The following is a 22,689-nucleotide window of genomic DNA, read 5'->3' as shown; positions in this document are numbered from 1 at the left end:
GCCAATTTAAATACGCCCCCAAAGTTAGATTTTTTGGTCTAACTTTGGGGGCGCACTACATTTTGCTAGTTCCTTCCTTTTTTTGCAGTGATTATGGACACTCATTTAACATCGTTGAAACAGTTTTCGCCAACTTTTCTATTAAGAATAGTGCAGGTAGTTGGGACGTTACGTCTGCAATAGAACTTTTCTCGGTTGTTATATAGTAGGGGATTGTGACTGTTGAAAGTTGAGCAATCGTGCTTTTTTCACTATTTGTAATAGCAATTACATCAATCCCCATTTCGATAAAATAATCAATATTTTGCCGAACTTTTTGTGTTTCACCCGAAACTGATAAGGCGATAACACCCACTTTTTTAGCCGTTTCTTCGGATAATTTGCTAACGGGATGGGAAAAAAGGTGGGATACAGAAGCAGATAAATTATAGATACTGGAAAAATAAATTTCACCAAATTCAGCTAGGACTTTGGACGTTCCTTCGCCAATAAAAAGAACAAATTCTTTTTTTGCCAGCAATTCCGCAGCTTGAACAATCCGTCCTTCTAATAATTCTTCTGATGAGCGTTGCAAAAAATGAATCAGCATTGTTTCATCTAAAGATTTTGGTTGGGCTGTTTTTTTTCGTTCGCTTAGATAATTCTTCAATTTAAATTTAAAATCTGTATAGCCTTCACACTCGAATTTTTGACAAAAACGCCAGATTGCCGTTTTACTGAAATGAATTTCATCTGCTAATTCTCGAATTGTCATATAAGGAACTTTTTCAATATTGTGGCTAATATACTTGTAAATCTCTAATTCTGTTGGATTTAATTGTGGATCATAGGTTAAAAACAGCATGCTGATCCCTCCTGTCGTTTGTGAACGTAATGTCCTTTTTTAGGGACATGGTCTTATTTGTAGATTATAGCACTCAATCAGAAAACTAGCTATAAAAAAAGGCGCCACTTAGCTACAATCAATAGAGAAACAACTAAAAATTCATGAAACAGAAGAGAGAGTGGGGAAAAATGAGCAATAAAAAATTAATTATCAACGCTGATGATTTTGGTTACACGCCAGCGGTAACGCAAGGAATCATTGAAGCACACAAACGTGGCGTGGTTACTTCAACAACTGGATTACCAACTTCTCCTTATTTTTTAGAGGCCATGGAGAGTGCTCGAATCAGTGCACCGACTTTAGCTATCGGTGTCCATTTAACATTGACATTGAACCAAGCAAAACCTATTTTACCTCGAGAAATGGTTCCTTCCTTAGTAGATGAAGCTGGTTATTTTTGGCATCAATCGATTTTTGAAGAAAAAGTCAATTTAGAAGAGGTTTATAACGAATGGGATGCTCAAATTATTTCATTTATGAAAAGTGGCAGACGCCCTGATCATATTGATTCTCATCATAACGTTCATGGAAAAAATGAAAAGTTATTAGGCGTAGCTTTGGCACTTGCTCGCAAATATCAATTACCTTTACGTAACGCTTCAAGAAGTATTGAAACAAAAGACTATTTAGAGTTATATCAGGATGTTCGCACGCCAGATGAAATGTTGTACCAATTTTATGACAAGGCGATTTCAACTGAAACCATCTTGCAATTGCTTGATATGGTTGTTTGTAGTGAAGGAGAGGTCTTTGAAATCAATTGTCATCCTGCGTTTATCGATACTATTTTACAAAAGCAATCAGGGTATTGTATGCCTCGAATTCGTGAAGTGGAAATATTAACGTCTCAAGAAGTCAAAGAAGCGATTGAAGAACGCGGCATCTTGTTAGCCAATTATGAATCGCTAGCAATGTAAATCAAAGAAGCGTGAATAGCGTGTGAGTAAGTTCTTAATCCGAGCGCTTACTTACACGCTAAATTATTGAAAGAAAGAGGACGTACATGCGTAAAGAACAACCAATAAATCTGAATATCAGCGATTTTTTAAAAGTTTTCGCTGTAGCATCAGTTATCTTACAAACAGTTTTATCATATGTGTTGATACATTCTCCGCAAACGGAAGCAATGAATTCAATCGGTAGTTTTTACCGAATGTCTAAATATTCAGCACCCATGTTTATTTTTGCAATTATTTACAACATGGTGTTAAAGAGCCAAGCTGAATCGTATCTTGAATTTTTAAAGGAAAAATTTTATGAATTAGTGCTTCCTTATGTGGTCTGGTCCAGTCTCTATCTATACGCTTTTCCTAGTTTACAACAACGAATGCCCTATGAAACGCCCCTAGGATTTCTAGGGAAAATTCTCAGTGGTGATGGCGCGGCACATCTATGGTATGCCGTAATGATGTTGCAATTCCAATTATTTATGCCGTATTTTATTTGGTTGGCAACAAGAATTACAAAAAACAAAAAAGTGATTTTACCAATTGTTTTTTTTACAATCGGTGCGCATATCCTTTGGTGCTTCTGGTACCAGAAAATGATTTTTCCATATGCAGAAACTTCTCTTTGGTACTTAATAGATCGTTTAGGGCTTAGTTATCTCATTTATGGTATTTTCGGGGTCATCGCAGCGAAGTATCAGGGGGAAATTTTTACTTTCTTGAAAAAGACGAGAGTGGTGCTATTTCTGTTGTTTCTTTTTATTTTTTGGCAGGCAGTCCAAGGGAATTTATTTGATGGAACACAGATGACACCGAACGATCTACCTTATTTGGATCCTCTTCAAAGTGCCTATAGTTTACTGATTATCGGGTTGGTTTTTTATTTGGGAACGCAAGGAATAGCCAAAAAGATTCGTCTTTTACCAATGGTTAAATGGATAGCCACTTATGCGTATCGCAGTTATTTAGCGAATGTTTTTGTTTTTCAATTGGTCTTGAAACTGGTCCATCCGTTTTTAACCAATCAACTAGTCAGCTTGGTTATTCTTGTGTTGTATATGGGTACATTTGTTGGCTCGTTTGGGTTAACGGTTGTAATCGAGCATTTTTTCAAAAGCATCTTTAAGTTGGGACGCCTTGTATCTATATAGGGACATGTTCTTAAATAGAAATCATCGTCCAAAATCATGGGAAAGCATACTCAATTGTCACAAGAATTGTTACACTCTTTGAGGAATAAGTTCTGCTTATCCAATTAAATAGTAAGCTCAGTAAATAGTTAGGGGAGAAAGAATAAATGATAGGTCTTATTTTAACGGGACATGGGGTATTTTCAACTGGAATGCATCAATCAGTTAGTATGATTGCAGGAGAGCAAGCAAATGTTCAGGCGGTCCCTTTTTTCAATGATACAGGGCTTGATGTATTAGAGTCAAACATTCGTAAAGCCGTTGATTCTATGCTGGAGACGTGTCCAGCAGTGGTCATTTTAACTGACCTTTTAGGGGGCACACCGTTTAGAATTTCAATGACTGTCGCAAGTAATTATCAAAATGTTGAAGTGTTAGCAGGAACAAATTTACCGATGGTTCTTGAAGGGCTTGCATTACGCACAATCAGCACGAACGTAGAAGATTTTGTTTCAATGGTCACAGATTCAGCCAGAGAGGGGATTGTTCATAAAAAACTAGAACAACCACAAGCAACTACTCAAGAAGAAGCAGACGGAATCTAACCAATTAGAAAAGAGGAGGAAGCACTATGCCGAATATTTTATTAACAAGAATTGATAATCGCTTGATTCATGGTCAAGTCGCAACACAATGGAACGGTTCTTTAGGCGCCAACTTAATTTTAGTCGCAAATGATGCAATTTCTGAGGATACAATGCGCCAACAATTGTTAAACATGGCGGCCCCTGCAGAAGTACAAACCCGTTTTTTCTCCATTAAGAAAACGATTGAGGTCATTCATAAAGCCTCAGAAAGACAAAAGATTTTTCTGTTAGTTGATAATCCTGTTGATGCATTGCGCTTGGTAGAAGGTGGTGTGCCAATCGAAAAATTAAACATTGGTAATATGCATATGGAAGAAGGCAAAAAACAAGTAGCTACCGCTGTTGCCGTTAATAAAACAGATGTAGACGCCTTTAAAAAGTTACAAGAATTAGGTGTTAAACTTTCGATTCAACGTGTCCCGTCAACGCCAGAAGAAAGTTTAGATGCATTATTTTCATAAAAAAGTAATGTTGGACAATAATTTTGAAGAGAAGAAGTGGGAAGAATGATTATTCAAAGTAAAAACGTATGGATTAACGAACAATTTCAACCAGCTCAAGTTGAAGTGTCAGAACAACGAATTGTTGCAATTCTACCGTACAATGAAAAAGCTGTCGACAAAGAATACGGAGAAAAGCGCATTCTTCCAGGATTTATTGATATTCATGATCATGGTTGGCATGGTGGGGATGCCAATCATGCCAATCATGAATTTATCAAAGAGTGGCAAGCTTACCTTCCAGAAGAAGGGATTACAGCTTTTTTACCAACAACGTCAACCACATTTCCAAAAGACTTGGAACATTCATTTGAAGTGATTGGTTCATTTATTGAGGAAGACCGAGGAACCAACGGGGCACAAATCATAGGGATTCATGCGGAAGGACCAATGATTTCTGAAGAATTTCGTGGCTCTCATAATCCAGAGTTATTAGTAAAACCTTCCGTAGAGACATTTAAAAAATGGCAAGAGTTGGCAAAAGGGCACATAAAATTAATGACGTTGGCACCAGAAAATGATGTAGAGAATGCCTTAACTACATATTGTCATGAACATGATGTAGTCATTTCAATTGGCCATACGGCTGCGACCTATGAACAAGCAATGGCAGCTGTCGAAGCAGGTGCAAAAAGTTTTACCCATACGTTTAATGGGATGGAAGATATCAGTCATCGAAAACCAACCGCAGTAGTTGCTGCTTTGGATAGTGAAGAAACGTTTGCTGAAATTATTGCTGATGGGGTACATGTTGATTATTCATTAGTACGTGTGTTAGCCAAACTAAAAGGCAAGGACTATTTAATTGCTGTGACAGATTCTATCTGGGCCAAAGGGTGTCAACCAGGCGTTTATCCAAAACCAGAAAAAGGGATCGAAATGGTTATTGATGAACAAAATGTGGTTCGTTTAGCGAATGGCAAGTTAGCTGGAAGTACGAACCATTTAAATAATATGGTTCGCAACCTTGTTGAAAAAGCATTGCTTCCAGAAGTGATTGCAATTAATTCAGTCACGAAAAATCCAGCTCGTTTGTTGAATGTGAACGAATCTATGGGAGAAATCAAACTAGGGCTTTTAGGTAATTTTACAATTATTGATGAGAAATACGAAGTGCTAGAAACCTTAGTAAATGGTGAAACAGTTTATAAAAAGTAGACGAAGTCTAGTAGGAGGAAAAAAATGTTAGTACAGGCAATTTTGGTAGGAATTTGGGCTGGGATAGCAGGGGTTGATAAGCTTGTCTTACAGACACATATTCATCGTCCGATTGTTACAGGATTGATTGTGGGTTTAATATTGGGAGATGTCAACACAGGGTTAATCACTGGAGCAACGCTAGAGTTAGTTTGGATTGGTGCAGTAGCAATCGGCGGTGCGCAACCACCCAACGTAGTAATTGGGGGAGTTATTGGAACAGCGTTAGCAATTATCACAAAATCTGACCCACAAGTGACCGTAGGGTTGGCTGTTCCTTTCGCAGTTGCAGCGCAAGCGTTAATTACCTTGTTATATACAGCGATGTCACCAATTATGCACAAATTTGATGCTTATGCAAAAAAAGCAGATACAAGAGGCATCGAAAGAATGTCTAGTTTTTTACCAATCGTTTTATTCATTTGTTATTTTTTTGTAGTATTTTTATGTATTTTCTTTGGTGCTGATAAAGCATCTAGTTTCATTTCTATTCTACCCGAATGGAGTATTCATGGCTTGAGCGTTGCAGGTGGGATGATGCCAGCAGTAGGTTTCGCCATGTTATTAAAAACGATGTGGGAAACATCCTACGTGCCGTTCTTTATTTTTGGTTTTGTTATGGCTGCCTATTTAGGATTAGATACATTAGCGGTTGCAGGTTTAGCTGTCGCAATTGCTTTATATGAATTTTACGCACAAAGAAATAATACAGTCACTGCATCAAATAATAATGGAGGGTTTGAAGAAGATGGCATCTGAAGAAACATATAATGATACGATATCCGAAAAAGTAATAACAAAAAAAGAGTTAAAAAAAATAATGTTCCGTTCGTATCTGCTACAATCTTCATTTAATTATGAAAGAATGCAAGCAGGCGGCTGGACCTACTCATTAATTCCAGGATTGAAAAAGATTCATCGTGATAAAGAAGACTTAGCTCTTTCTTTGGAAAATCATTTACAATTTATGAACACGAATCCACAATTGGTGACGTTCATGCATGGTGTGATTATTGCAATGGAAGAGTCAAAAGAATCACCAAAATCCATTCAAGCGATTAAAACAGCGTTGATGGGCCCGTTAGGCGGAATTGGGGATGCGCTATTTTATTTAACCGTTTTGCCGATTGCAGCAGCGATTGGTTCACAACTATCATTAGAAGGCAATATCTTAGGACCAATTGTTTTCTTGTTGTTATTTAATATTCCGTATATGGCTGCCAAAATTGGGTTAATTAATCTAGGTTATAAAATGGGTGTCAAAGCAATTTCAGTTTTAAGCGAAAGTACCAAAAAATTATCTCGTTCAGCAACAATTGTAGGAATTTCCGTGGTGGGTGCGTTGATTCCGAAGAGTGTACAATTAACGACAACTTTTGTTTTTCGCTTGAAAGATACTAAGTTAGACCTTCAAACACAATTGTTTGATACAATCATGCCCAATTTATTACCGTTAGTGTTTACGCTGTTTTGTTTTATTATGTTGAAAAAAGGACGTACGCCGATTGCTTTAATTATTTTTACTGTGATTTTTGGGTTGTTAGGTTCTTTAATCGGGATTATATAAAAAAGATTTGGAACAACAGCCAAAATCGCTATTGTTCCAAATCTTTTTCTAAATTTAATCGAGTGATTATTCTTTATACGCCCACTTGAAGTCGTATTTAGCACCTGTTGGATGATAAATAATTTCTTTCACGTTTGGTGCACGTAAGTGTGATTCTGCTTTTTGGTAAATTGGCACAACACCCATATCAGCAATTACTGTTTTTTCAGCGTTGATTAGATCTTCCCAGCGTTTTTCAGGATCGTTAACATCTGTGGTTTTGGACGCAGCAATGAATTTATCGTATTCAGGATTGCTGTAACGTCCACGGTTATTAGAAGTTGAGCTTTCTAATAAATCTAAGAAGTTAATTGGGTCTGAATAGTCGGCACTCCAACCACGAACAGCGATTTGGAAATCCCCTTTTAAGGTACGATCTAAGCGAACAGCCATAGGGACAGGCGTCACAGTTACTTTTAAGCCTTCCAAAGTATCAGACAGTGATCCTTGAAGATATTCGCCCATTTTTTTAGCGCCTTCAGAGTCGTCTACCATTAAATCAACCGTTAAGTTGGAAACACCAAGTTCTTGTTTCGCTTTGTTCCAGTATTCCACTGCTTTTTTCTTGTCGTATTTGACTAATTTGTCGCTACCAGCTTCTTTAACAAAGTCTTCACCCGTTTTTGGTGATTTCGCGACATCCACAGGGACGAAGCCTTGTGAAGGAAGAGAGCCATTGGCTAAAATGTTTTTAGCTAATGAATCGCGATCGATGGCATAAGACATAGCACGACGTAAGTTTGCGTTGGTCAATGGTGATTTTTCATCTGCTTGATTCATTTCTAAATAGAAAGAAGAAGCGGCTTTTAATTGGACCAAGTCAGGCGAGTTTTGCATTTGTTGGGCCAGTTCACCAGATAAATACGTATCATCCACTTCACCAGTTTCATAAAGGTTTAAGGCAGTTGGGGCTTCTTTTACCACGTTGATAGCGACTTTATCTAACTTGACAGTCTCTTTGTCCCAATATTCTTCATTTTTAGTTAAAGACCATTTAGTATCTGTTCCGGGACCATCAAACTCAGTTAGCGTAAACGGACCATTGTAGACTGCTTTATCGCTACTCTTTGTATAATCTTTACCAAAACGTTCAACGATATCTTGACGTTGCGGCAAGAAAGAAGGGAAAGCCAATAAATCGTCAAAATATGGTGTTGCTGTTTCTAAAGTGATTTCCAATTCATGATCATTGATTGCTTTAATGCCCAATTCTTCTTTAGGTAGTTCCCCTTTAGAAATTTTTTCAGCATTTTTTACTGGTTCAAACATGTAGGCATATTCTGAAGCAGTGGCAGGGTCCACTGTTCGTTGCCAACCATAAACGTAATCTGCAGCAGTAACTGGTTTGCCATCAGACCATTTTGATTCTTCACGTAATTTGACTTTGTAAACTAAACCGTCTTCTGAAACAGTCGCTTTTTCGGCTGCACCAGCAGGCGCGGGTTTGTTGTCTTTATCTAAACGATAGATTCCTTCGTAGACATTATTTAAAGTGGTAAAACTCACTTCATCTGTCGCAAGGGACGGATCGGCACTAGGCATTTCTTGGGATTCAACCATTGTGTATACTTGGTTGTCGCTGCCGCCGTTGCTTGCTCCTTTATCGTCACTGCCACCGCCGCAGGCCGCTAAAGCTAAGCTTGATAATACAAGTAATGAAGTAAATAAAACAGATTTCTTCATTTGACACGCTCCTTTTCATTTTTAGCAATACTCTCAGTATAATGTAAAAATGAAAAGGAGAAATTAAAAAATCGTTAGAAATGATTATTCTTTTATCAATTTTTAAAAAATGTCTAATCTTTTTTATGAAAAAAGTGGACAAACGTTGATAAGTAAAGATTTAAGCTGATTTCCATGCAGAAAGCATTCGATTTTTGAGTATTTATTCATCATTGATTTGATTTTTTTGACATAAAATAAACATCCCTTTTACAAAAAACAAATGAGAAGAAAAAAAGATTGTTACAAAAGCAAATAAGTGCTTTTGTAACAATCTTTTTAATCTTTTAATCGTTGGATGTCAATGACAGTTCCTGTGTAGGCATCTGCAGTGAATTCGTATTGAACAATGCCGTCGTCTTCAATGCGGCAAATTCCTCCAGTATACGTTTTGGAGTGGATGGCGAATTTCCGCAAGGGCTTTTTCTCAAACTCAATCCACGAACCTTCAATCGGTCCTTCTTTTAAAAAAGCAGCTTTTACATTTTCTAAGACGAGATCAGCGGAGATTGTTTTTTTCTTATGGTAGAACAAGGTTGAGGCAATGCCGCCTACTAAACCAAGACCAACACCTAGCGCTAAGCCGCCTTTAAAGTATGTCAACTCATTTTCTTCGTTCATTTGTATGACCTCCCTTGGTCGGTTTCTGCTTACTATTACTTTTGTCAGTATCACTCTTATTTTACCATAGAGAAGGGGCCGCTGAGAAATAAAAAAAGTTTTTCAATCATTCTTTTAGGGCATTCTCATTGTCACGTTTAAAAAGAGAAAGCGATGTGCATTTTCTAGTATTTGCGTTATAATAAGAGTGAAATCATATGAAAGGAGTACCTATTTTTATCGACAGGATAAAGTGACTTTTTAGAGGAAAAGTGACGCTTGGTTGGCGTAATTTCCAACAAATCAAAAGCAATAGGACATACATCTATGGAAGAAAAAACATTTCAACGAATCAAGGAATTAACTGAATTACAAGGAACCAGCGGATTTGAAGACGACATTCGCGCGTACATGAAAGAACATATCACCCCGTTAGTGGACGATGTTCAATATGATGGTTTAGGTGGTATTTTTGGGATTAAACGTTCAAAAGTGGAAGCAGCGCCACGCGTAATGGTAGCAGCCCACATGGACGAAGTTGGCTTCATGTTAACTCAAATTAACGATAATGGTTTATTCCAAGTGGTTCCTTTAGGTGGCTGGAATCCCTATGTTGTTTCAGCACAACGTTTTACGTTAAAAACAAGTAAAGGGAACTATCCATGTATTTCTTCATCTATTCCGCCACACTTGTTGCGTGGTACGAGTGGTCAAAAACAATTAGAAGTCTCTGATGTGTTATTTGATGCAGGATTCTCTTCAAAAGAAGAAGCTGAAAGCTTTGGTGTTCGTCCAGGGGATTCCATTGTTCCACAAACAGAAACGATTAAAACAGCCAATGGCAAAAATATTATCAGTAAATCATGGGATAACCGCTATGGTTGTACGTTGGTATTAGATGCATTGGAAACGTTACAAAATGAAGAATTAGGCCACACATTAATTGCTGGAGCAAACGTACAAGAAGAAGTTGGTTTACGTGGTTCTAAACCATCTGTTCATAAATTTAATCCAGATATCTTCTTTGCGGTGGATTGTTCAGCGGCAGATGATATTCACACGAAAAAAGGGACATATGGTCATTTAGGTGAAGGAACGTTATTACGGATTTTCGACCCAGGTTTGATTACATTGCCTCGCTTACGTGAATATTTATTAGATACAGCTGCGACACACAATATTCCGTATCAATATTTTGTTTCTAAAGGCGGAACGGATGCTGGGGCAGCGCACACAACTAATAACGGTGTACCAAGTACAGTCATCGGCGTTTGTGGTCGTTACATCCATACGCATCAAACAATGTTTAGTATTGCGGATTATGAAGCAGCGCGGGAAATGTTGTTACAAGCATTACGTGGCTTGGATAAATCAACAGTTAATACAATTGTTTACGGAAAGTAGAGGATGTTTAAATGATTTATCCCAATTCATTAGAAGAACTAGCAACTTATGTTGAAAAAGGTAAAAATGTTTTCTTCTTTACTGCTGATTGGTGCGGAGACTGTCGTTTCATTAAACCAGTCATGCCTGAAATTGAAGAAGCATTTCCAGCGTTTCAATTTATCGAAGTCGACCGTGATCAGTTTATTGACGTGGCTGCCGAGTGGAATATTTTTGGTATTCCGAGTTTTGTCGTAATCGAAAACGGTCAAGAGTTAGGACGCTTAGTAAACAAAGATCGAAAAACAAAAGAAGAAATCAGTGCATTTTTAACTAGCTTAGGCTAATTTTCATGAACCAGAGGAACCATTAAATTAAGAGAGAATCAGCTGGACAAAAGGGCGTTCTGCGCAAGGGTCCTAAATTCATTTTTGACTCTAGTTTCTTAGTCAAAGAAGCCTTTTAGATCAGCCTCCATCGGGAAGGTGACGAAAATGGAAGAACAAATGTATAAAAATATTCTTGTCGGCGTAGACGGTAGTGATCAAGCCAATTTAGCTTATGAACGTGCAATTGAGGTTGCTCGTCGAAATGGAAGCCGAGTCATTGTTGCAAATATTTTAGAAAATCAAGTGTATACAATGATGGGGTATTCGACGTTAAATGATCAATTAATTGATCAAGAAACAGCTGCTGCGGAAGAATTAATGGCCGATTGTAAAAAGTATGCTGAAAGCGTTGATTTTCATAATGTTGAAACAGTTACCATGTTTGGTTCACCCAAAGAAGTCATGAGTCATGAATTACCTGAAAAATACAATGTTGATTTAATTATGGTGGGACAATCAGGATTAAACGCAGTCGAACGCGTGGTCATGGGAAGCGTCAGTAGCTACATTATTCGCCAAGCCCCTTGCGATGTCTTAATTGTTCACTCTGAAGAAAAATAAGTAAAAAAAGTTATTGATTGAATAGAGAGTTGACCCTACGTTTCTTTTGTTTTTTCAAAGGATCAGCGGCTTGTCACTCAAAATTGAGGACTTGGAGAATAAGTCGTAGCGACATATTTTCCAAGTCTTTTAGTTTTTCGACAAAAAAGTATGCACAATGGGTCAATTTTTGATAAGATAAGACAGGAAAACGACAGAGGAGGAACAAAAATGATTTTTGCATATAACAAAGAACACGTTGGCGATGTCTTACTTGTCATCGTTGCGGACGATCAAGGGGCGGAAAACCAAGTGAAACGTGTCGGCGATGTGGCACGTGTAAGTTTAGTTGAGGCGCCAGAAACAGTGGTAGCTTGGAATATTTTCAATGCTTCAGCGCTTCTAGGCGACATTAATGGCACCGGCCAAGTAACTTTAACAGACGAGCAAATCGAAAAAGTCAATACAGCGATTAAAGATGCGGGATTTTCAGATACCCTTGAAAAAGACGACACCCCTAAAATTGTGGTTGGCTTTGTCAAATCATGTAAAAAACACCCAGATTCAGATCATCTATCTATCACACAAACAGAAGTAGACAACGGCGAAATCTTACAAATTGTTTGTGGCGCACCGAACATCAAAGCAGGACAAAAAGTAGTTGTGGCCAAACCAGGCGCAATGATGCCTGATGGTTTAATGATTTGGCCAGGGGTTTTACGTGGGGAAGAAAGTTTTGGAATGATTTGTTCAGCAAAAGAATTACGTTTACCAAATGCACCAGCTAAAAAAGGAATCTTAGAATTGCCTTTTGATGCAGAAGTTGGTTCTGCATTTGCGGTAGGAGAATAAAAGAAAGAAACGACCTGTTGTTTGAACAACAGGTCGTTTCTTTCTTTTATTGATTGCTGCGATTATTTTGTTGTGTTAAAGCTGATTTATCAATGGTTAAATCGATGGTTGCTTTCATTTCTTTAGAACCACGATAATAAGTCACTTCCATTTTGTCGCCAACTTTTTTCTTGTAAAGCGCACTTTGTAAATCTGTAGTAGAGCTTACGTCTTGGCCGTCAACTTTCGTGATAACATCGTATTTTTCCAATCCAGCCTTTTCAGCAGGGGTCGCTGCTTCAACACCACGAACCACCACGCCAGTTTTTACAGAAGCTGGAATTTTTAAAATTTGTTCTTGTTGTTGTGAAGAGATACCTGTTAAATCAGACATCGTAATCCCAAGAGCTGGCCGTGTCACTTTACCATCTTTTTCTAATTGGTTGATAATGTTGACTACGTCATTACTTGGAATGGCAAAGCCCATCCCTTCAACGCTCACTTGACTAGTTGATTGCACAATTTTTACTGAGTTAATGCCAATGACTTGCCCTTCAATATTGATTAGTGGACCACCGGAGTTTCCTGGATTGATGGCAGCATCGGTTTGAATGGCATTAATATTGATGGTTTCACCGGATTCGTTTTTATTGGTAATATTTCTATTCACAGAAGAGATGATTCCTTGTGTGACAGAGTTAGCATAATCAGAACCTAGAGGGGAACCAATTGCAATAGCAGGCTCACCGACTGTGATTTTACTAGAATTCCCAAACTCAGCGACTTGATCAACTTTGTCGGAAGAAATTTTAATCACGGCTAAATCCGTATAAGCATCGGTTCCGACTAATTCGCCTTTCACTTTGGTACCATCAGATAAAACAACTTCCAATCCTTGCGCTTTATCTACGACGTGGTTATTTGTCACGACATAAGCCGTTTTACCATCTTTCTTATAAATAACCCCACTACCTTCACTAGCTGCTTCTAAATCGTTACCGTTGTTGCCGGAAGAGTCTTGTGTACCTTCATTCCCACCGAACAATCCCCCAAAAGGATCATCTGCCGAAGAATTGTTGCTAGCACTTTGCATATTAATGACAGAAACCACAGAATTTTGAACTTTTTTCACGGCTTTTGTGACATCGCTAGAAACATTGTAACTCACATTGCTGACTTTTGTATCACCGTGGTTAGTGGATGTCGTCGTCGCCGCATTATTTCCGCCGTTGGGTGTGGGAATAATCCCAGAATAAGCGCCTCCTAGAATAAGGGCGCCACCAAGTAAGCCGCCAGCCAAACCAATCCCAAATTTTTGCAATAAACTTTTTTTATCTGAATTAGGTGTAACATCTTTTCGTTGCATAAAATAACCTCCCAATAAGTGCATCTGAATTTTCTATATTAAGTATATCTGTTTCCTACTCCTTTAGTCTATCGAATAGCTTTGAATTTTTTATGAACAACTTAGGGAAAAATTACAGAAAAAATACGAATGAAAAAGTTATACACAGAAAAATGTGAACAAATCGGGAATAACTCTGTGTACAGTTTTTAGAAAATTTATCCACAGAATGTGGATAATGTGGACAAATCAGTGGCGAATATGTGTTTGTATTGAAAAAGCTGTTAAATAAAGTAATTTTTTAGTTTGTTCTGTGGATAACTCTGTGTATATGTGTATAAGTATGTGGAAACGTTGTGGAAAGTAGCCAAACTTCGTGCTAAAATAAGAAAGAAGAGAAAACGAGAAAGTAGTGGAATAGGTGAAAATTAAACTAGTAACAGTCGGAAAACTGAAAGAAAAATACCTGATTCAAGGCATTAATGAATATCTAAAACGTTTAAATAGCTATGCCAAGATGGAAATCATTGAAGTCCCAGATGAAAAAGCCCCGGAAAAACTCAGTGACGCTGAAATGCTTCAAGTCAAAGAAAAAGAAGGCCAACGTATTTTGGGAAAAATTAATGACAACGAATACGTCTTTGTTTTAGCCATTAATGGCAAACAATTATCTAGTGAAGAATTTTCAAAAGAAATTGAACAATTAGGGATTAGTGGCAAAAGTAACCTAACGTTTGTCATTGGTGGCTCCTTAGGTCTCAGTGATTCAGTCCTTCAGCGAAGTAACCAACAAATTTCTTTTGGCCGCTTAACTTATCCACATCAGTTAATGCGTTTGGTATTAGTGGAACAAATTTATCGCAGTTTTCGGATTATGAAAGGGGAACCTTATCATAAGTAGGGGCGGTGTTTAAGAAGCGGAAATTTAGAAAGAAGGAGTCAAAATAGATGTTAGATAAATTTTCTGCCCCAACACTAAATAAGTTACAAAAAGATAATCAGCATATTTATTATGTATACTGTTTGGTTGATCCAAGAAACAACCAACCTTTTTATATTGGTAAAGGGAAAGATAATCGTGTTTTTGCTCATCGACAAGCTGCGCTAAATTTGTTGCGACAATCAAATTTATTAAAAAACGATGAAACAGCGGGAACATTAAAAATAAAAACGATTCAAGAGATAAATGCATTGGGGATGCAAGTACTAAGCTATATACTTAGTTATGGATTATCTGAAGCTGAGGCTTTTGCAAGTGAAAATGCGTTGATTAATTATGCACGGCTTATTCAAAGGCTACCGTTGACAAACTTAGTAAAAGGGCATGGTTCTAAAGCTATGTTAGTGGAAGACATTGAAGAATGTTTTGGTTTTCAACCTATGTCAATAAGTGAAATAGCGACAGATGAGTTGATTCTAGCGGTGAAAGTAAGAGATGCTTTTCGCCTTAGTAAGGATGAAACGAAAGAGTATCCATTAGATGATACATTACGTGATGTTGATAACTTGAAATCGCGTACCTTGGGTAACTGGGTAATTGGTCGTGATAAAATACACCGTATTCGCTATATTATAGCCATTAACACTGGAGCGGATAATGCTGTTGTTGCTGCATACAAAGTTTCTTCAAAGTATTCAGAATCAAAAATATTTGAGAATGGCCTGACTCGTTATGCATTCCAAGCTTTATCAAGTAGAAAAGACACATTAAAAGAGCTCAATTTGTATAAAAAATGTTTGCCAGGAATTAAGTTTGGTAGCGGTAGTGCTGTTGCGTATATTAATAACTAGAATTTTTATTTAAAAAAGTTATTTTTTAATGAACATATTCAAAATAACAATAACGAAAAAAGCAGACTTCCATACAAGAAGTCTGCTTTTTCATTAATTACTCCGCTTCCGCATTTTGCAAGTCAGCGACATCAGTCAGATAAGTGGCCTCATCCAACAAATCTTCCGAATGTGCGACATAAATCGCAGTGGCGCTATCACCAACCACGTTTAGGCTAGTAACGAGCATTTCGATTGGACGATTAATGGCTAAAATTAATGAATACGTCGCAATCGCAATCTCATTGTTATAGTTTAAACCAGTTAAAATAGTGAAAAGGATAATCCCGCCAGCACCAGGTGCAGCCGGTGTACCAATGGATGACATTAAAGCTAAAATGGCAATCAAGGCAATATTAGCTGGTGTCACTTCATAACCAGCTACGCCCGCCACAAAAATAGCCGCAATTACTTGCATAATCGCTGTGCCGTTCATATTGATAGTCATTCCTAACGGCAAGACAAAGGCGGCAACATCGCTGTCGACACCTAACTCTTCAACCGTTGTTTTTGTATTTAACGGTAAAGTGGCTGCCGAAGAAGAAGTAGAAAATCCAAAGACCACAACTTTCATAATCTTTTTAATAAAAGGAACAGGATTTAATTTTGTCGCAAATAAGATAAATAATGGGTAACCGATCATCAAAAAGGCTAAGAGCGTCGCTGTCGTTGTTACGACGTAGACTAACGCTGGTTTTAAATAATCAATCCCGTAAGAAGCAAACGTCCGAACTAACAACATAAAGACGGCGATAGGAGCAAATTTAGTAATTACAAAGGTTAAAAATAACGTGACCATCGCATTGACTTCTTCAATTAATTTTTTGAAAACACGAATTTTATCCCCTAATGCATTAATACATAAACCAGTAATCACTGCCAACACAACAACAGCTAAAATCGCACCATTGTCGCTAAATGAAGAACCGATATTTTTCGTGACAGCATTGACAATCACCATTAATGGGTTGCCGCTCGTACTTACTTCGACAGGAGCTAGCGTTTCAGATAACGACACATTAAAAGCGCCAGTTAAATATACGCTATAGCCCACAATTCCAGCCGTTAATAGAGCAATCAGTGACATCGATAAAAAGCCAAAAATCGTTTTATAGGAAATTCGTCCTAATTTTTGCGTATCGGTAATATGACAAATGGCTAAAGTAATTGAAGTAAAGACCATCGGCACAATCACTAATTGTAGGCCGTTGATAAATAGTTGACCAATAATATAGAAAAGCCCAATCGCAGATTGTCCTTTTTCAGGATCTGAAATATCTTGGAAAAGAATCTGATTGATTGTCTGCCACACAGCGCCTTGATTGCTGCGAATAAGGTGCTCTCTTAACAATAAAAAGCCGAGCCCAACGATTAATCCTCCCACCAATGAAATCACCATTTTTTTGGTAAATGAGATACCTTTCACTTCACGTTTTTTCTTTTCCACTTTGTTGCCTCCCAAATAAATTGATTAAGCACCGCGCAAAAAAAGCCTTGCACACAAAAAAAGGGCAAGACATCTCGTATCATTCACTATACAAAAATACAGAATTTTACAGAACTTTGCCTTGTTAGCCTCTCGGACTATCTTAAAGGTACTTTTCCACATACTAAGGGAAACTAAGAGAATTGTCAATTCTTTTTTACTTAGGGAAGTGTTATTTTTGAAGAAAGAAAATGATCTTTACCCTTTCCGCAGATACCGCAGCCAAAAAAGAACTACAACGGATTCTTTTGCAGTATAATAGAAAATAGAAACGAAAGAACAGGCACCAACACAAAGGAGGTATTTTTATGAAAGTCACTCAACTTTCTAGTGAAACCCTTGACCGAGCGCATGAACGTTTTGAAGAAACACTTGCGCAAATGACCGTTGCCGAAGCAAACACGATGCCCGCACCATTAATCAAGTCTGTTACTTGGCTGATGTGGCACACAGCCAGAGAATTAGACCTACAAATTTCCGCACTTAATCATAGTGAACCGTTATGGCTTAGCCAACACTGGACAGAAAAATTTGCCTTGGATTTGCCAGATGAAACAGAAGACTGGCATCACACACCAGAGGAAGCGGAGAAAGTCGTGGTGACAGAAAAGCAATTGCTTAGTGACTATTTGGCTGCCAGTGTGGCACTTACCAAAAGCTATTTAGACCAAATCAAAGAAGAACAATTGTCAGACGTGATTGATAAAAATTGGACCCCACCGGTGACTAGACAAGTGCGTTTAGTTTCAGCGATTGATGATGCAGTGATGCATTCTGGGCAAGCCGTTTATACACGAAGATTAGTCATTGGAAAATGATAAATAAGCAAAAACAAAAATGCTTCTGCTTAAGCAGGAGCATTTTTTATTGAAAGAAAAAATACATAAAAATAATGAGCGAAGGACTGTCCACTTTTTCCCTAGTTGAAACGTTGTATAAGTGAAAGGAGCAATCAGATGAAAAAGGAGGCAAATTTTGACGAAGTACTATTTTCTTTGGGGCAAGAAGTCATCCAAGTCTTGATTCGCCGAGGAGCAAGTCTTGAAGATGCACAAGATGCAGTGTCGCAAACATATACAACGATTTTTTCAATATTACCTGAAATTACATCAGAAAATCTACGCCCGTGGTTTTTCCGAGTAACATTTAATTACTACATTACGATGTATCGAAAAAAGAAACGAGAACGCACTTTTGTGGCAAACAGCCATCCTGTACAATCAATAGAAAAAATGGAAGGGCAAGAGTTATTATTATTGATCGATTCCTTAAAAGATGAGGAACAAGAACTATTACTTTTGAAATATTATTATCAATTATCGTATGCCGAGATTGCGTTGATTTTAGAATTATCTGTTGAAAATGTTCGCAAAAAATTGTATCGCACACGTCAAAAATTAAAAAAAGAACTGGAGGAATAGAAGTGGATTTAAAAAAAAGTATTCGTAAAGCGAAAAGAAAACAATTTATCGTGATTGGTGCCATAACCGTTGTTAGTTTTGCCGTATTGTTTGTCGGTTTTTTTGTGGGAATGGATAAACTTTCGACGAAAAACTATCATACCCTACTAGAAGTAATTAATGATCAAGAAATGATTGCTTCACCAAACACTCAATTAGATTCCCAAGTAATTGCTAATAGTTCGCCTTTTGGGGGCGAAGTTGTGACCAATCGTTCAAAAAATATTGATGGTTACACGGTGGAGTGGAGTAATTTACGTAGCAGATATAGCTTTTTCAGAAATTCGATTGACTGGAATGAAGTCTATCCTGGTAGCTATTATTCTTCTAAGAATTTTTATGAATACAACCGACAAACCAAGCAGAAAGTAGCATCTTTTTATAACCCAGCGATTACCAATTACTATGGTGATGTTAAAAACGAATTAAGTGAATTAGATAAAATGGAAAACCAAGTAGCGGAAGTGGCGATTTCTTTTGATAAACCTTATCCATATGAAGAAGTCCGCAAAATGTTACCGAGCAATGTCAACTTAGTTTGGCTCTATGTTTACTCCAAAACGGTTAATGAAAAAGAAGGTCCTTCTGGTACGCTGCCTTATGGTTTTCAATTAAGCATGGACGATCACAACGAAATATTTGATCCTGAAAACGACAAGCAACACTTTTTTGAAACCTTAGAAAAATCCCCGTTGTTTGCTGACAACCAAGAAGGCCAAAAGTTTATCCAACAAAATAAAAATAAAAAAGTCGAAAAATTACCTATTTGGGGAGTCATGCTCACCGGACAAACCAAAAATTTCAAAGCCTTACAAAATGAACCTTTTGTTCGTGGTGCTTCAATTGGCGTGACCGCACCTATCGTTCCTTATATTCAGCCAGAGAAATAAACGTTCTTCAGAACTCTAAGCCTTCCGACTGATTTTGCTTCAACGATATTGTCAGTAAAAATAGAAAACGTTATAATAGAATGGATCACAGGAAGTGCTTCTACAATGAGTGGGAGCACTTTTTTTACTTATCTATGAGGAGGGCAAGTGAATGTTTTTTAATTTTATTGGGTTAACGTTATTTTTTGGTATCGGGATCTTAGTTGCGAATGGTGCCAAAATTGTAGCGAATAAAGGGAAAAAGAGTAAGGGACCATTCTATTAATGGCGATTGAATTGCTCTTGTTAGGTATCTTTTTATTTGTGACTTTGCCAAGTAAAAATCTTTCAACCGTGTTATGGATTAATCTGATTGGCGCAGTGATTGCTAGTGGGGTGTTATTAAGTACACGCTTAGCTAGTAAAGTCGAAGTTCCTGGTATCCAAAAGGGCCGCAAAGAAGTAGGGAAGAATACCAACAAAACGGCTAACAAAGACTGGTCTGGCAAAATTTTGGGTGTTGCCGTTGTGGCAATGATTTTGTTGACCATTGTCAGTAGTATTACCAGAATTTCTTCCATTGATGAAATTTATCAAACAATTCCTTTAAAAACGGAAGAAAAAGCTGAAGTTTTAACTTCGGCGAAAGAAACACCCATTGCGATTGCACCACAAACGGCGAAACGAAAAATGTTACAGAAATTTTCTGTCATTCCCAATTCCAATATGTTTACTTTGGATGGTATAACGGCACAAGTCGTCAATGGCGAGTATGTTTATGTAGCAACAGTCGAATTTAATGGCTTCTTTAAATGGCTAAAACTGGGGGAAGTACCTGGCTATTTCATCATTAGTGCAACAGATATCAACGCACAGCCAGAATTTGTAGAAAAACCAATTGTTTATACTCCTTCAGCTTACTTTGGCAAAGATGCCGCACGAAAAATTTATTCCGCTTATCCAGGTTATGCAGCAACTGGCACAATCAATTTAGAGCTGGATGACCAAGGGAATCCTTACTATATTCAAACGCTTTACAAAGAGTATGGGGTTTCTGGTCGCATGCACTATAATGAATTTAAAACGGCAGTATTGAATGCTACAACAGGAGAAGTTAACGTTTATGACAGTCAAAAAGCTCCAAGTTTCGTTGATGCGCCGATTACTAGTTCAGCGGCGAATAGCTTAAATGAATTCTTTGGTCGTTACAGTCAAGGCTGGTGGAACCAGACGGTGTTTGGTGCCAAAAAAGATGTTAAAATTCCAACTGAAAATGGTATTTATGCATCAGGACAAATTACGCCGATGATGAACAAGGAAGGGAACCAGTTGCTTTATTTTACGGACTTTACAAGTAGTGAAAAAGACCAAGATTCCGCTTTAGGTTATTCCTTAATCAATGCCCGAACAGGCCAAGTTACGTATTATCGTGATACTAAAGTCGGCATTATGGATAGTGATGGCGCCATTTCTATCGCCTCAAAAATTTATCCAGAAAAGAAATGGAAAGCTAGTATGCCAGTCCTTTATAATATTGATGGTGTGCCAACGTGGATTGTTTCGTTAATGGACAGTAAAGGGATTTTCAAAAAATATGTCTATATAAATGCTGTAGATAATGATATTGTGATTGATGCAGACACGGCACAAGGCGCATTAGACGCTTATCGAATTGAGTTAGTAACCAAAGGGAGTAACAATGAAAATACAGACAAAGCCAACTTGAAAACGATGCAAGGTAAAGTAGCTCGTGTCTCAGTAGTAGCTGGGGAAGCGCAAACGGTAGTTTCATTTTTACTAGAAGATGAAAAAACCATTTTTAGCGTAACGACTAATAACAGTCCGCTGGCGCTATTCTTAAAAGAGGGCGACCAAGTGACATTTAAAGCCGTAGTGACTGAAAATGCTAAAGCAGCGAATGTTGAAGAATTGAAAATTGCAGGATTAAACTAAATAAAACACCTCTTTTCTATGGAAAAGAGGTGTTTTATTCTTGGAAAAGAAGAAAAATCCACCTATTTCTGCTATGATAAGAGAGAAAAAGAATACGAAGGAGCTTCGCCCATGCGCAACATAAAATTAACCATTGAATATGATGGTAAAAGATACTCAGGTTGGCAACGACTAGGTAATTCAGAGAAAACGATTCAAGGGAAAATTGAAAGTATTTTAACACAAATGACAGGTGAACCGATTGAAATTATTGGCTCAGGCAGAACGGATGCTGGCACACATGCACGTGGTCAAGTAGCGAATTTTAAAACGACTAGTTCACTAACAACAACCGAAATGTTATCCTTTTTAAATCGATATTTACCTGGCGATATTGTTGTTAAAGAAGTTACAGAAATGCCTGAACGTTTTCATGCACGGTATAACGCCACAGGTAAACAATACAGCTACTATGTTTGGAATAGCCCAATTCCTAATGCCTTTGAACGGTATCATAGTTTTCACTTTCCCAAAGCGTTGGATCAAGAAAAAATGGAACAAGCTTGCCAAAAATTAATAGGGACCCATGATTTTATTGGTTTTTCAGCATTGAAAAAAACCAAAAAATCGACTACTCGAACGATTGAAAAGATTACGATTGAAAGAAACGGCGAAATGTTACAGTTCACTTTTGTGGGCAATGGGTTCTTGCATAAAATGGTCCGCATCCTCGTTGGGACACTTTTAGAAATTGGTGCAGGCACCAAAGAATTAGCGATAATTGACGAATTATTCGCAACAAAAGTCCGAGAAGGCGCAGGTGAAACGGCTCCTGCACAAGGGTTGTTTTTAGATGAAGTGTATTATAAATAACAAAAAAATAAATTTTCTTTAATCACACCAATTAAAAAGTTGAACTTTTTTTGAAAAGTGCTAACGTTAAGAAGAGATTAACAATAGAAAGAGGTCATTTTGTTGCTATCTTTACTTATTTCTGTCAAAAAATTATTTTCATCTTTTTTAGGTATCTTAAAAAAAGAAGACACGCGTGCCTTGTTCTTTTTATTGGCAACCACGTTGTTGAGTGGGACCATTTTTTATTCAACAGTGGAAAAATTGTCGCCATTAGATTCGTTATATTTAAGTTTCATGACGTTAACCACGATTGGTTATGGAGATGTGCATCCAGTTACTGACTTGGGAAAAATTTTCACCATGGTTTATGCTACAGTAGGCTTGGGGATTATGGCTATGTTTATTTCGGTCGTAGCAAAATCCTACTTGTATTCTAAACAAAGTCATCACCACCATCACCATAAAAACAAAGAACATTCAGCGGAAAAGTCTTCAGAAAAATAGACGAAATTGAGGAGTTGACCAAGTGTTTCT

General features: G+C 37.5%; 24 protein-coding genes. 19 read left to right on the top strand and 5 right to left on the bottom strand.

From position 1 onward, the window contains the following. Positions 1–91 precede the first annotated feature (91 nt). Positions 92–844 carry a MurR/RpiR family transcriptional regulator gene (locus AB3I72_RS13240; RefSeq protein ID WP_002365331.1) on the bottom strand — a complete coding sequence of 251 codons (753 nt, stop codon included), beginning with the start codon at positions 842–844 and terminating at the stop codon, positions 92–94. A gap of 143 nt (positions 845–987) precedes the next feature. Here AB3I72_RS13240 and AB3I72_RS13235 point away from each other — a divergent pair, with 143 nt between their 5' ends. The 7 genes from AB3I72_RS13235 (at position 988) to AB3I72_RS13205 (ending at position 6,874) form a co-directional block, all read left to right on the top strand. Then, positions 988–1,803, top strand: a complete 816-nt coding sequence (locus AB3I72_RS13235) for a carbohydrate deacetylase (protein ID WP_061100899.1) — start codon at positions 988–990, stop codon at positions 1,801–1,803. A gap of 86 nt (positions 1,804–1,889) precedes the next feature. Further along, the gene (locus AB3I72_RS13230) at positions 1,890–2,984 is read left to right on the top strand and encodes an acyltransferase (protein WP_061100900.1); all 1,095 of its coding nucleotides are present in this window, start codon (positions 1,890–1,892) and stop codon (positions 2,982–2,984) included. Positions 2,985–3,130: 146 nt separating this feature from the next. Continuing rightward, the gene (locus tag AB3I72_RS13225) at positions 3,131–3,568 is read left to right on the top strand and encodes a PTS mannose transporter subunit IIA (RefSeq protein ID WP_368023996.1); all 438 of its coding nucleotides are present in this window, start codon (positions 3,131–3,133) and stop codon (positions 3,566–3,568) included. 26 nt (positions 3,569–3,594) lie between these two features. Next, on the top strand, positions 3,595–4,071 hold the full coding sequence (agaV, locus tag AB3I72_RS13220) for a PTS N-acetylgalactosamine transporter subunit IIB (RefSeq protein ID WP_002355007.1): 477 nt from the start codon (positions 3,595–3,597) through the stop codon (positions 4,069–4,071). Positions 4,072–4,116: 45 nt separating this feature from the next. After that, positions 4,117–5,268 carry an N-acetylglucosamine-6-phosphate deacetylase gene (gene nagA / locus AB3I72_RS13215; RefSeq protein WP_368023995.1) on the top strand — a complete coding sequence of 384 codons (1,152 nt, stop codon included), beginning with the start codon at positions 4,117–4,119 and terminating at the stop codon, positions 5,266–5,268. A 24-nt stretch (positions 5,269–5,292) separates the two neighbouring features. After that, a complete protein-coding gene (gene agaW, locus AB3I72_RS13210; RefSeq protein WP_002365326.1) occupies positions 5,293–6,066 on the top strand; it encodes a PTS N-acetylgalactosamine transporter subunit IIC in 774 nt (257 codons plus the stop codon). Further along, the gene (locus AB3I72_RS13205) at positions 6,038–6,874 is read left to right on the top strand and encodes a PTS system mannose/fructose/sorbose family transporter subunit IID (protein WP_002396861.1); all 837 of its coding nucleotides are present in this window, start codon (positions 6,038–6,040) and stop codon (positions 6,872–6,874) included. The genes agaW and AB3I72_RS13205 overlap by 29 nt, the downstream gene beginning before the upstream one ends. A 66-nt stretch (positions 6,875–6,940) precedes the next feature. On the opposite strand, the gene AB3I72_RS13200 is transcribed toward AB3I72_RS13205, so the two are convergent. Together AB3I72_RS13200 and AB3I72_RS13195 are read right to left on the bottom strand one after the other, a co-directional pair. Continuing rightward, positions 6,941–8,596 carry a peptide ABC transporter substrate-binding protein gene (locus AB3I72_RS13200; RefSeq protein ID WP_002355011.1) on the bottom strand — a complete coding sequence of 552 codons (1,656 nt, stop codon included), beginning with the start codon at positions 8,594–8,596 and terminating at the stop codon, positions 6,941–6,943. Positions 8,597–8,914: 318 nt separating this feature from the next. Beyond that, positions 8,915–9,256 carry a PepSY domain-containing protein gene (locus AB3I72_RS13195; RefSeq protein WP_002355012.1) on the bottom strand — a complete coding sequence of 114 codons (342 nt, stop codon included), beginning with the start codon at positions 9,254–9,256 and terminating at the stop codon, positions 8,915–8,917. 306 nt (positions 9,257–9,562) lie between these two features. Between AB3I72_RS13195 and pepA the strand changes: the two genes are divergently transcribed. From pepA to ytpR, 4 genes are all read left to right on the top strand, one after another. Beyond that, positions 9,563–10,639 (top strand): glutamyl aminopeptidase, encoded by a 1,077-nt coding sequence (pepA, locus tag AB3I72_RS13190; RefSeq protein WP_002355013.1) that lies wholly within the window; start codon positions 9,563–9,565, stop codon positions 10,637–10,639. Positions 10,640–10,650: 11 nt separating this feature from the next. Then, entirely contained in the window at positions 10,651–10,965 is a 315-nt protein-coding gene (locus AB3I72_RS13185; protein ID WP_002355015.1) for a thioredoxin family protein, read from the top strand. Between the two features lie 147 nt (positions 10,966–11,112). Beyond that, positions 11,113–11,568: a universal stress protein gene (locus AB3I72_RS13180; protein ID WP_002385249.1), complete on the top strand. Its 456-nt coding sequence runs from the start codon at positions 11,113–11,115 to the stop codon at positions 11,566–11,568. Between the two features lie 210 nt (positions 11,569–11,778). Continuing rightward, positions 11,779–12,399 (top strand): YtpR family tRNA-binding protein, encoded by a 621-nt coding sequence (gene ytpR / locus AB3I72_RS13175; RefSeq protein WP_368023994.1) that lies wholly within the window; start codon positions 11,779–11,781, stop codon positions 12,397–12,399. Positions 12,400–12,445: 46 nt separating this feature from the next. Here the strand turns inward: ytpR and AB3I72_RS13170 are convergent, their stop codons facing one another. After that, positions 12,446–13,744, bottom strand: a complete 1,299-nt coding sequence (locus tag AB3I72_RS13170) for a S1C family serine protease (RefSeq protein WP_002368406.1) — start codon at positions 13,742–13,744, stop codon at positions 12,446–12,448. A 400-nt stretch (positions 13,745–14,144) separates the two neighbouring features. On the opposite strand from AB3I72_RS13170, the gene rlmH reads away from it, so the two are divergent. Beyond that, positions 14,145–14,624: a 23S rRNA (pseudouridine(1915)-N(3))-methyltransferase RlmH gene (gene rlmH / locus AB3I72_RS13165; protein ID WP_061100903.1), complete on the top strand. Its 480-nt coding sequence runs from the start codon at positions 14,145–14,147 to the stop codon at positions 14,622–14,624. 47 nt (positions 14,625–14,671) lie between these two features. After that, a complete protein-coding gene (locus tag AB3I72_RS13160) occupies positions 14,672–15,514 on the top strand; it encodes a hypothetical protein (RefSeq protein ID WP_078122574.1) in 843 nt (280 codons plus the stop codon). 97 nt (positions 15,515–15,611) lie between these two features. Here AB3I72_RS13160 and AB3I72_RS13155 read toward each other — a convergent pair whose 3' ends face one another. Beyond that, positions 15,612–17,015: a dicarboxylate/amino acid:cation symporter gene (locus AB3I72_RS13155; RefSeq protein WP_256856959.1), complete on the bottom strand. Its 1,404-nt coding sequence runs from the start codon at positions 17,013–17,015 to the stop codon at positions 15,612–15,614. A gap of 332 nt (positions 17,016–17,347) precedes the next feature. Here AB3I72_RS13155 and gst point away from each other — a divergent pair, with 332 nt between their 5' ends. From gst to AB3I72_RS13125, 6 genes are all read left to right on the top strand, one after another. Then, the gene (gene gst, locus AB3I72_RS13150) at positions 17,348–17,857 is read left to right on the top strand and encodes a DinB family glutathione transferase (RefSeq protein WP_078122576.1); all 510 of its coding nucleotides are present in this window, start codon (positions 17,348–17,350) and stop codon (positions 17,855–17,857) included. Positions 17,858–17,995: 138 nt separating this feature from the next. Further along, the gene (locus tag AB3I72_RS13145; RefSeq protein ID WP_002383292.1) at positions 17,996–18,460 is read left to right on the top strand and encodes an RNA polymerase sigma factor; all 465 of its coding nucleotides are present in this window, start codon (positions 17,996–17,998) and stop codon (positions 18,458–18,460) included. 2 nt (positions 18,461–18,462) lie between these two features. Further along, entirely contained in the window at positions 18,463–19,389 is a 927-nt protein-coding gene (locus AB3I72_RS13140; RefSeq protein WP_078122577.1) for an anti-sigma factor, read from the top strand. Between the two features lie 264 nt (positions 19,390–19,653). Beyond that, complete coding sequence (locus AB3I72_RS13135; protein WP_368023993.1) at positions 19,654–21,321, top strand: DNA-binding protein; 1,668 nt, start codon at positions 19,654–19,656, stop codon at positions 21,319–21,321. Between the two features lie 111 nt (positions 21,322–21,432). Next, entirely contained in the window at positions 21,433–22,173 is a 741-nt protein-coding gene (truA, locus tag AB3I72_RS13130) for a tRNA pseudouridine(38-40) synthase TruA (RefSeq protein WP_002355033.1), read from the top strand. A gap of 102 nt (positions 22,174–22,275) precedes the next feature. After that, on the top strand, positions 22,276–22,659 hold the full coding sequence (locus AB3I72_RS13125) for a potassium channel family protein (protein WP_002355036.1): 384 nt from the start codon (positions 22,276–22,278) through the stop codon (positions 22,657–22,659). Positions 22,660–22,689: the final 30 nt, after the last annotated feature.

The sequence above is a fragment of the Enterococcus sp. GC34 genome, assembly GCF_040886645.1.
GTDB lineage: Bacteria > Bacillota > Bacilli > Lactobacillales > Enterococcaceae > Enterococcus > Enterococcus faecalis.
The sequence above is the reverse complement of the archived record's forward strand: the minus strand, read 5'-3'. Positions and strand labels throughout refer to the sequence as shown.

Excerpts from the sequence above, each read along its gene's own strand:
- ytpR (WP_368023994.1), top strand. The coding sequence starts at position 11,779 with ATGATTTTTGCATATAACAAAGAACACGTTGGCGATGTCTTACTTGTC.
- agaW (WP_002365326.1), top strand. The coding sequence starts at position 5,293 with ATGTTAGTACAGGCAATTTTGGTAGGAATTTGGGCTGGGATAGCAGGG.
- AB3I72_RS13200 (WP_002355011.1), bottom strand. The coding sequence starts at position 8,596 with ATGAAGAAATCTGTTTTATTTACTTCATTACTTGTATTATCAAGCTTA.
- AB3I72_RS13240 (WP_002365331.1), bottom strand. The coding sequence starts at position 844 with ATGCTGTTTTTAACCTATGATCCACAATTAAATCCAACAGAATTAGAG.
- truA (WP_002355033.1), top strand. The coding sequence starts at position 21,433 with ATGCGCAACATAAAATTAACCATTGAATATGATGGTAAAAGATACTCA.
- gst (WP_078122576.1), top strand. The coding sequence starts at position 17,348 with ATGAAAGTCACTCAACTTTCTAGTGAAACCCTTGACCGAGCGCATGAA.
- AB3I72_RS13145 (WP_002383292.1), top strand. The coding sequence starts at position 17,996 with ATGAAAAAGGAGGCAAATTTTGACGAAGTACTATTTTCTTTGGGGCAA.
- AB3I72_RS13160 (WP_078122574.1), top strand. The coding sequence starts at position 14,672 with ATGTTAGATAAATTTTCTGCCCCAACACTAAATAAGTTACAAAAAGAT.
- AB3I72_RS13180 (WP_002385249.1), top strand. The coding sequence starts at position 11,113 with ATGGAAGAACAAATGTATAAAAATATTCTTGTCGGCGTAGACGGTAGT.
- nagA (WP_368023995.1), top strand. The coding sequence starts at position 4,117 with ATGATTATTCAAAGTAAAAACGTATGGATTAACGAACAATTTCAACCA.
- AB3I72_RS13170 (WP_002368406.1), bottom strand. The coding sequence starts at position 13,744 with ATGCAACGAAAAGATGTTACACCTAATTCAGATAAAAAAAGTTTATTG.
- AB3I72_RS13230 (WP_061100900.1), top strand. The coding sequence starts at position 1,890 with ATGCGTAAAGAACAACCAATAAATCTGAATATCAGCGATTTTTTAAAA.
- AB3I72_RS13135 (WP_368023993.1), top strand. The coding sequence starts at position 19,654 with ATGGCGATTGAATTGCTCTTGTTAGGTATCTTTTTATTTGTGACTTTG.
- AB3I72_RS13185 (WP_002355015.1), top strand. The coding sequence starts at position 10,651 with ATGATTTATCCCAATTCATTAGAAGAACTAGCAACTTATGTTGAAAAA.
- AB3I72_RS13195 (WP_002355012.1), bottom strand. The coding sequence starts at position 9,256 with ATGAACGAAGAAAATGAGTTGACATACTTTAAAGGCGGCTTAGCGCTA.
- AB3I72_RS13235 (WP_061100899.1), top strand. The coding sequence starts at position 988 with ATGAAACAGAAGAGAGAGTGGGGAAAAATGAGCAATAAAAAATTAATT.
- agaV (WP_002355007.1), top strand. The coding sequence starts at position 3,595 with ATGCCGAATATTTTATTAACAAGAATTGATAATCGCTTGATTCATGGT.
- AB3I72_RS13225 (WP_368023996.1), top strand. The coding sequence starts at position 3,131 with ATGATAGGTCTTATTTTAACGGGACATGGGGTATTTTCAACTGGAATG.
- AB3I72_RS13205 (WP_002396861.1), top strand. The coding sequence starts at position 6,038 with ATGGAGGGTTTGAAGAAGATGGCATCTGAAGAAACATATAATGATACG.
- pepA (WP_002355013.1), top strand. The coding sequence starts at position 9,563 with ATGGAAGAAAAAACATTTCAACGAATCAAGGAATTAACTGAATTACAA.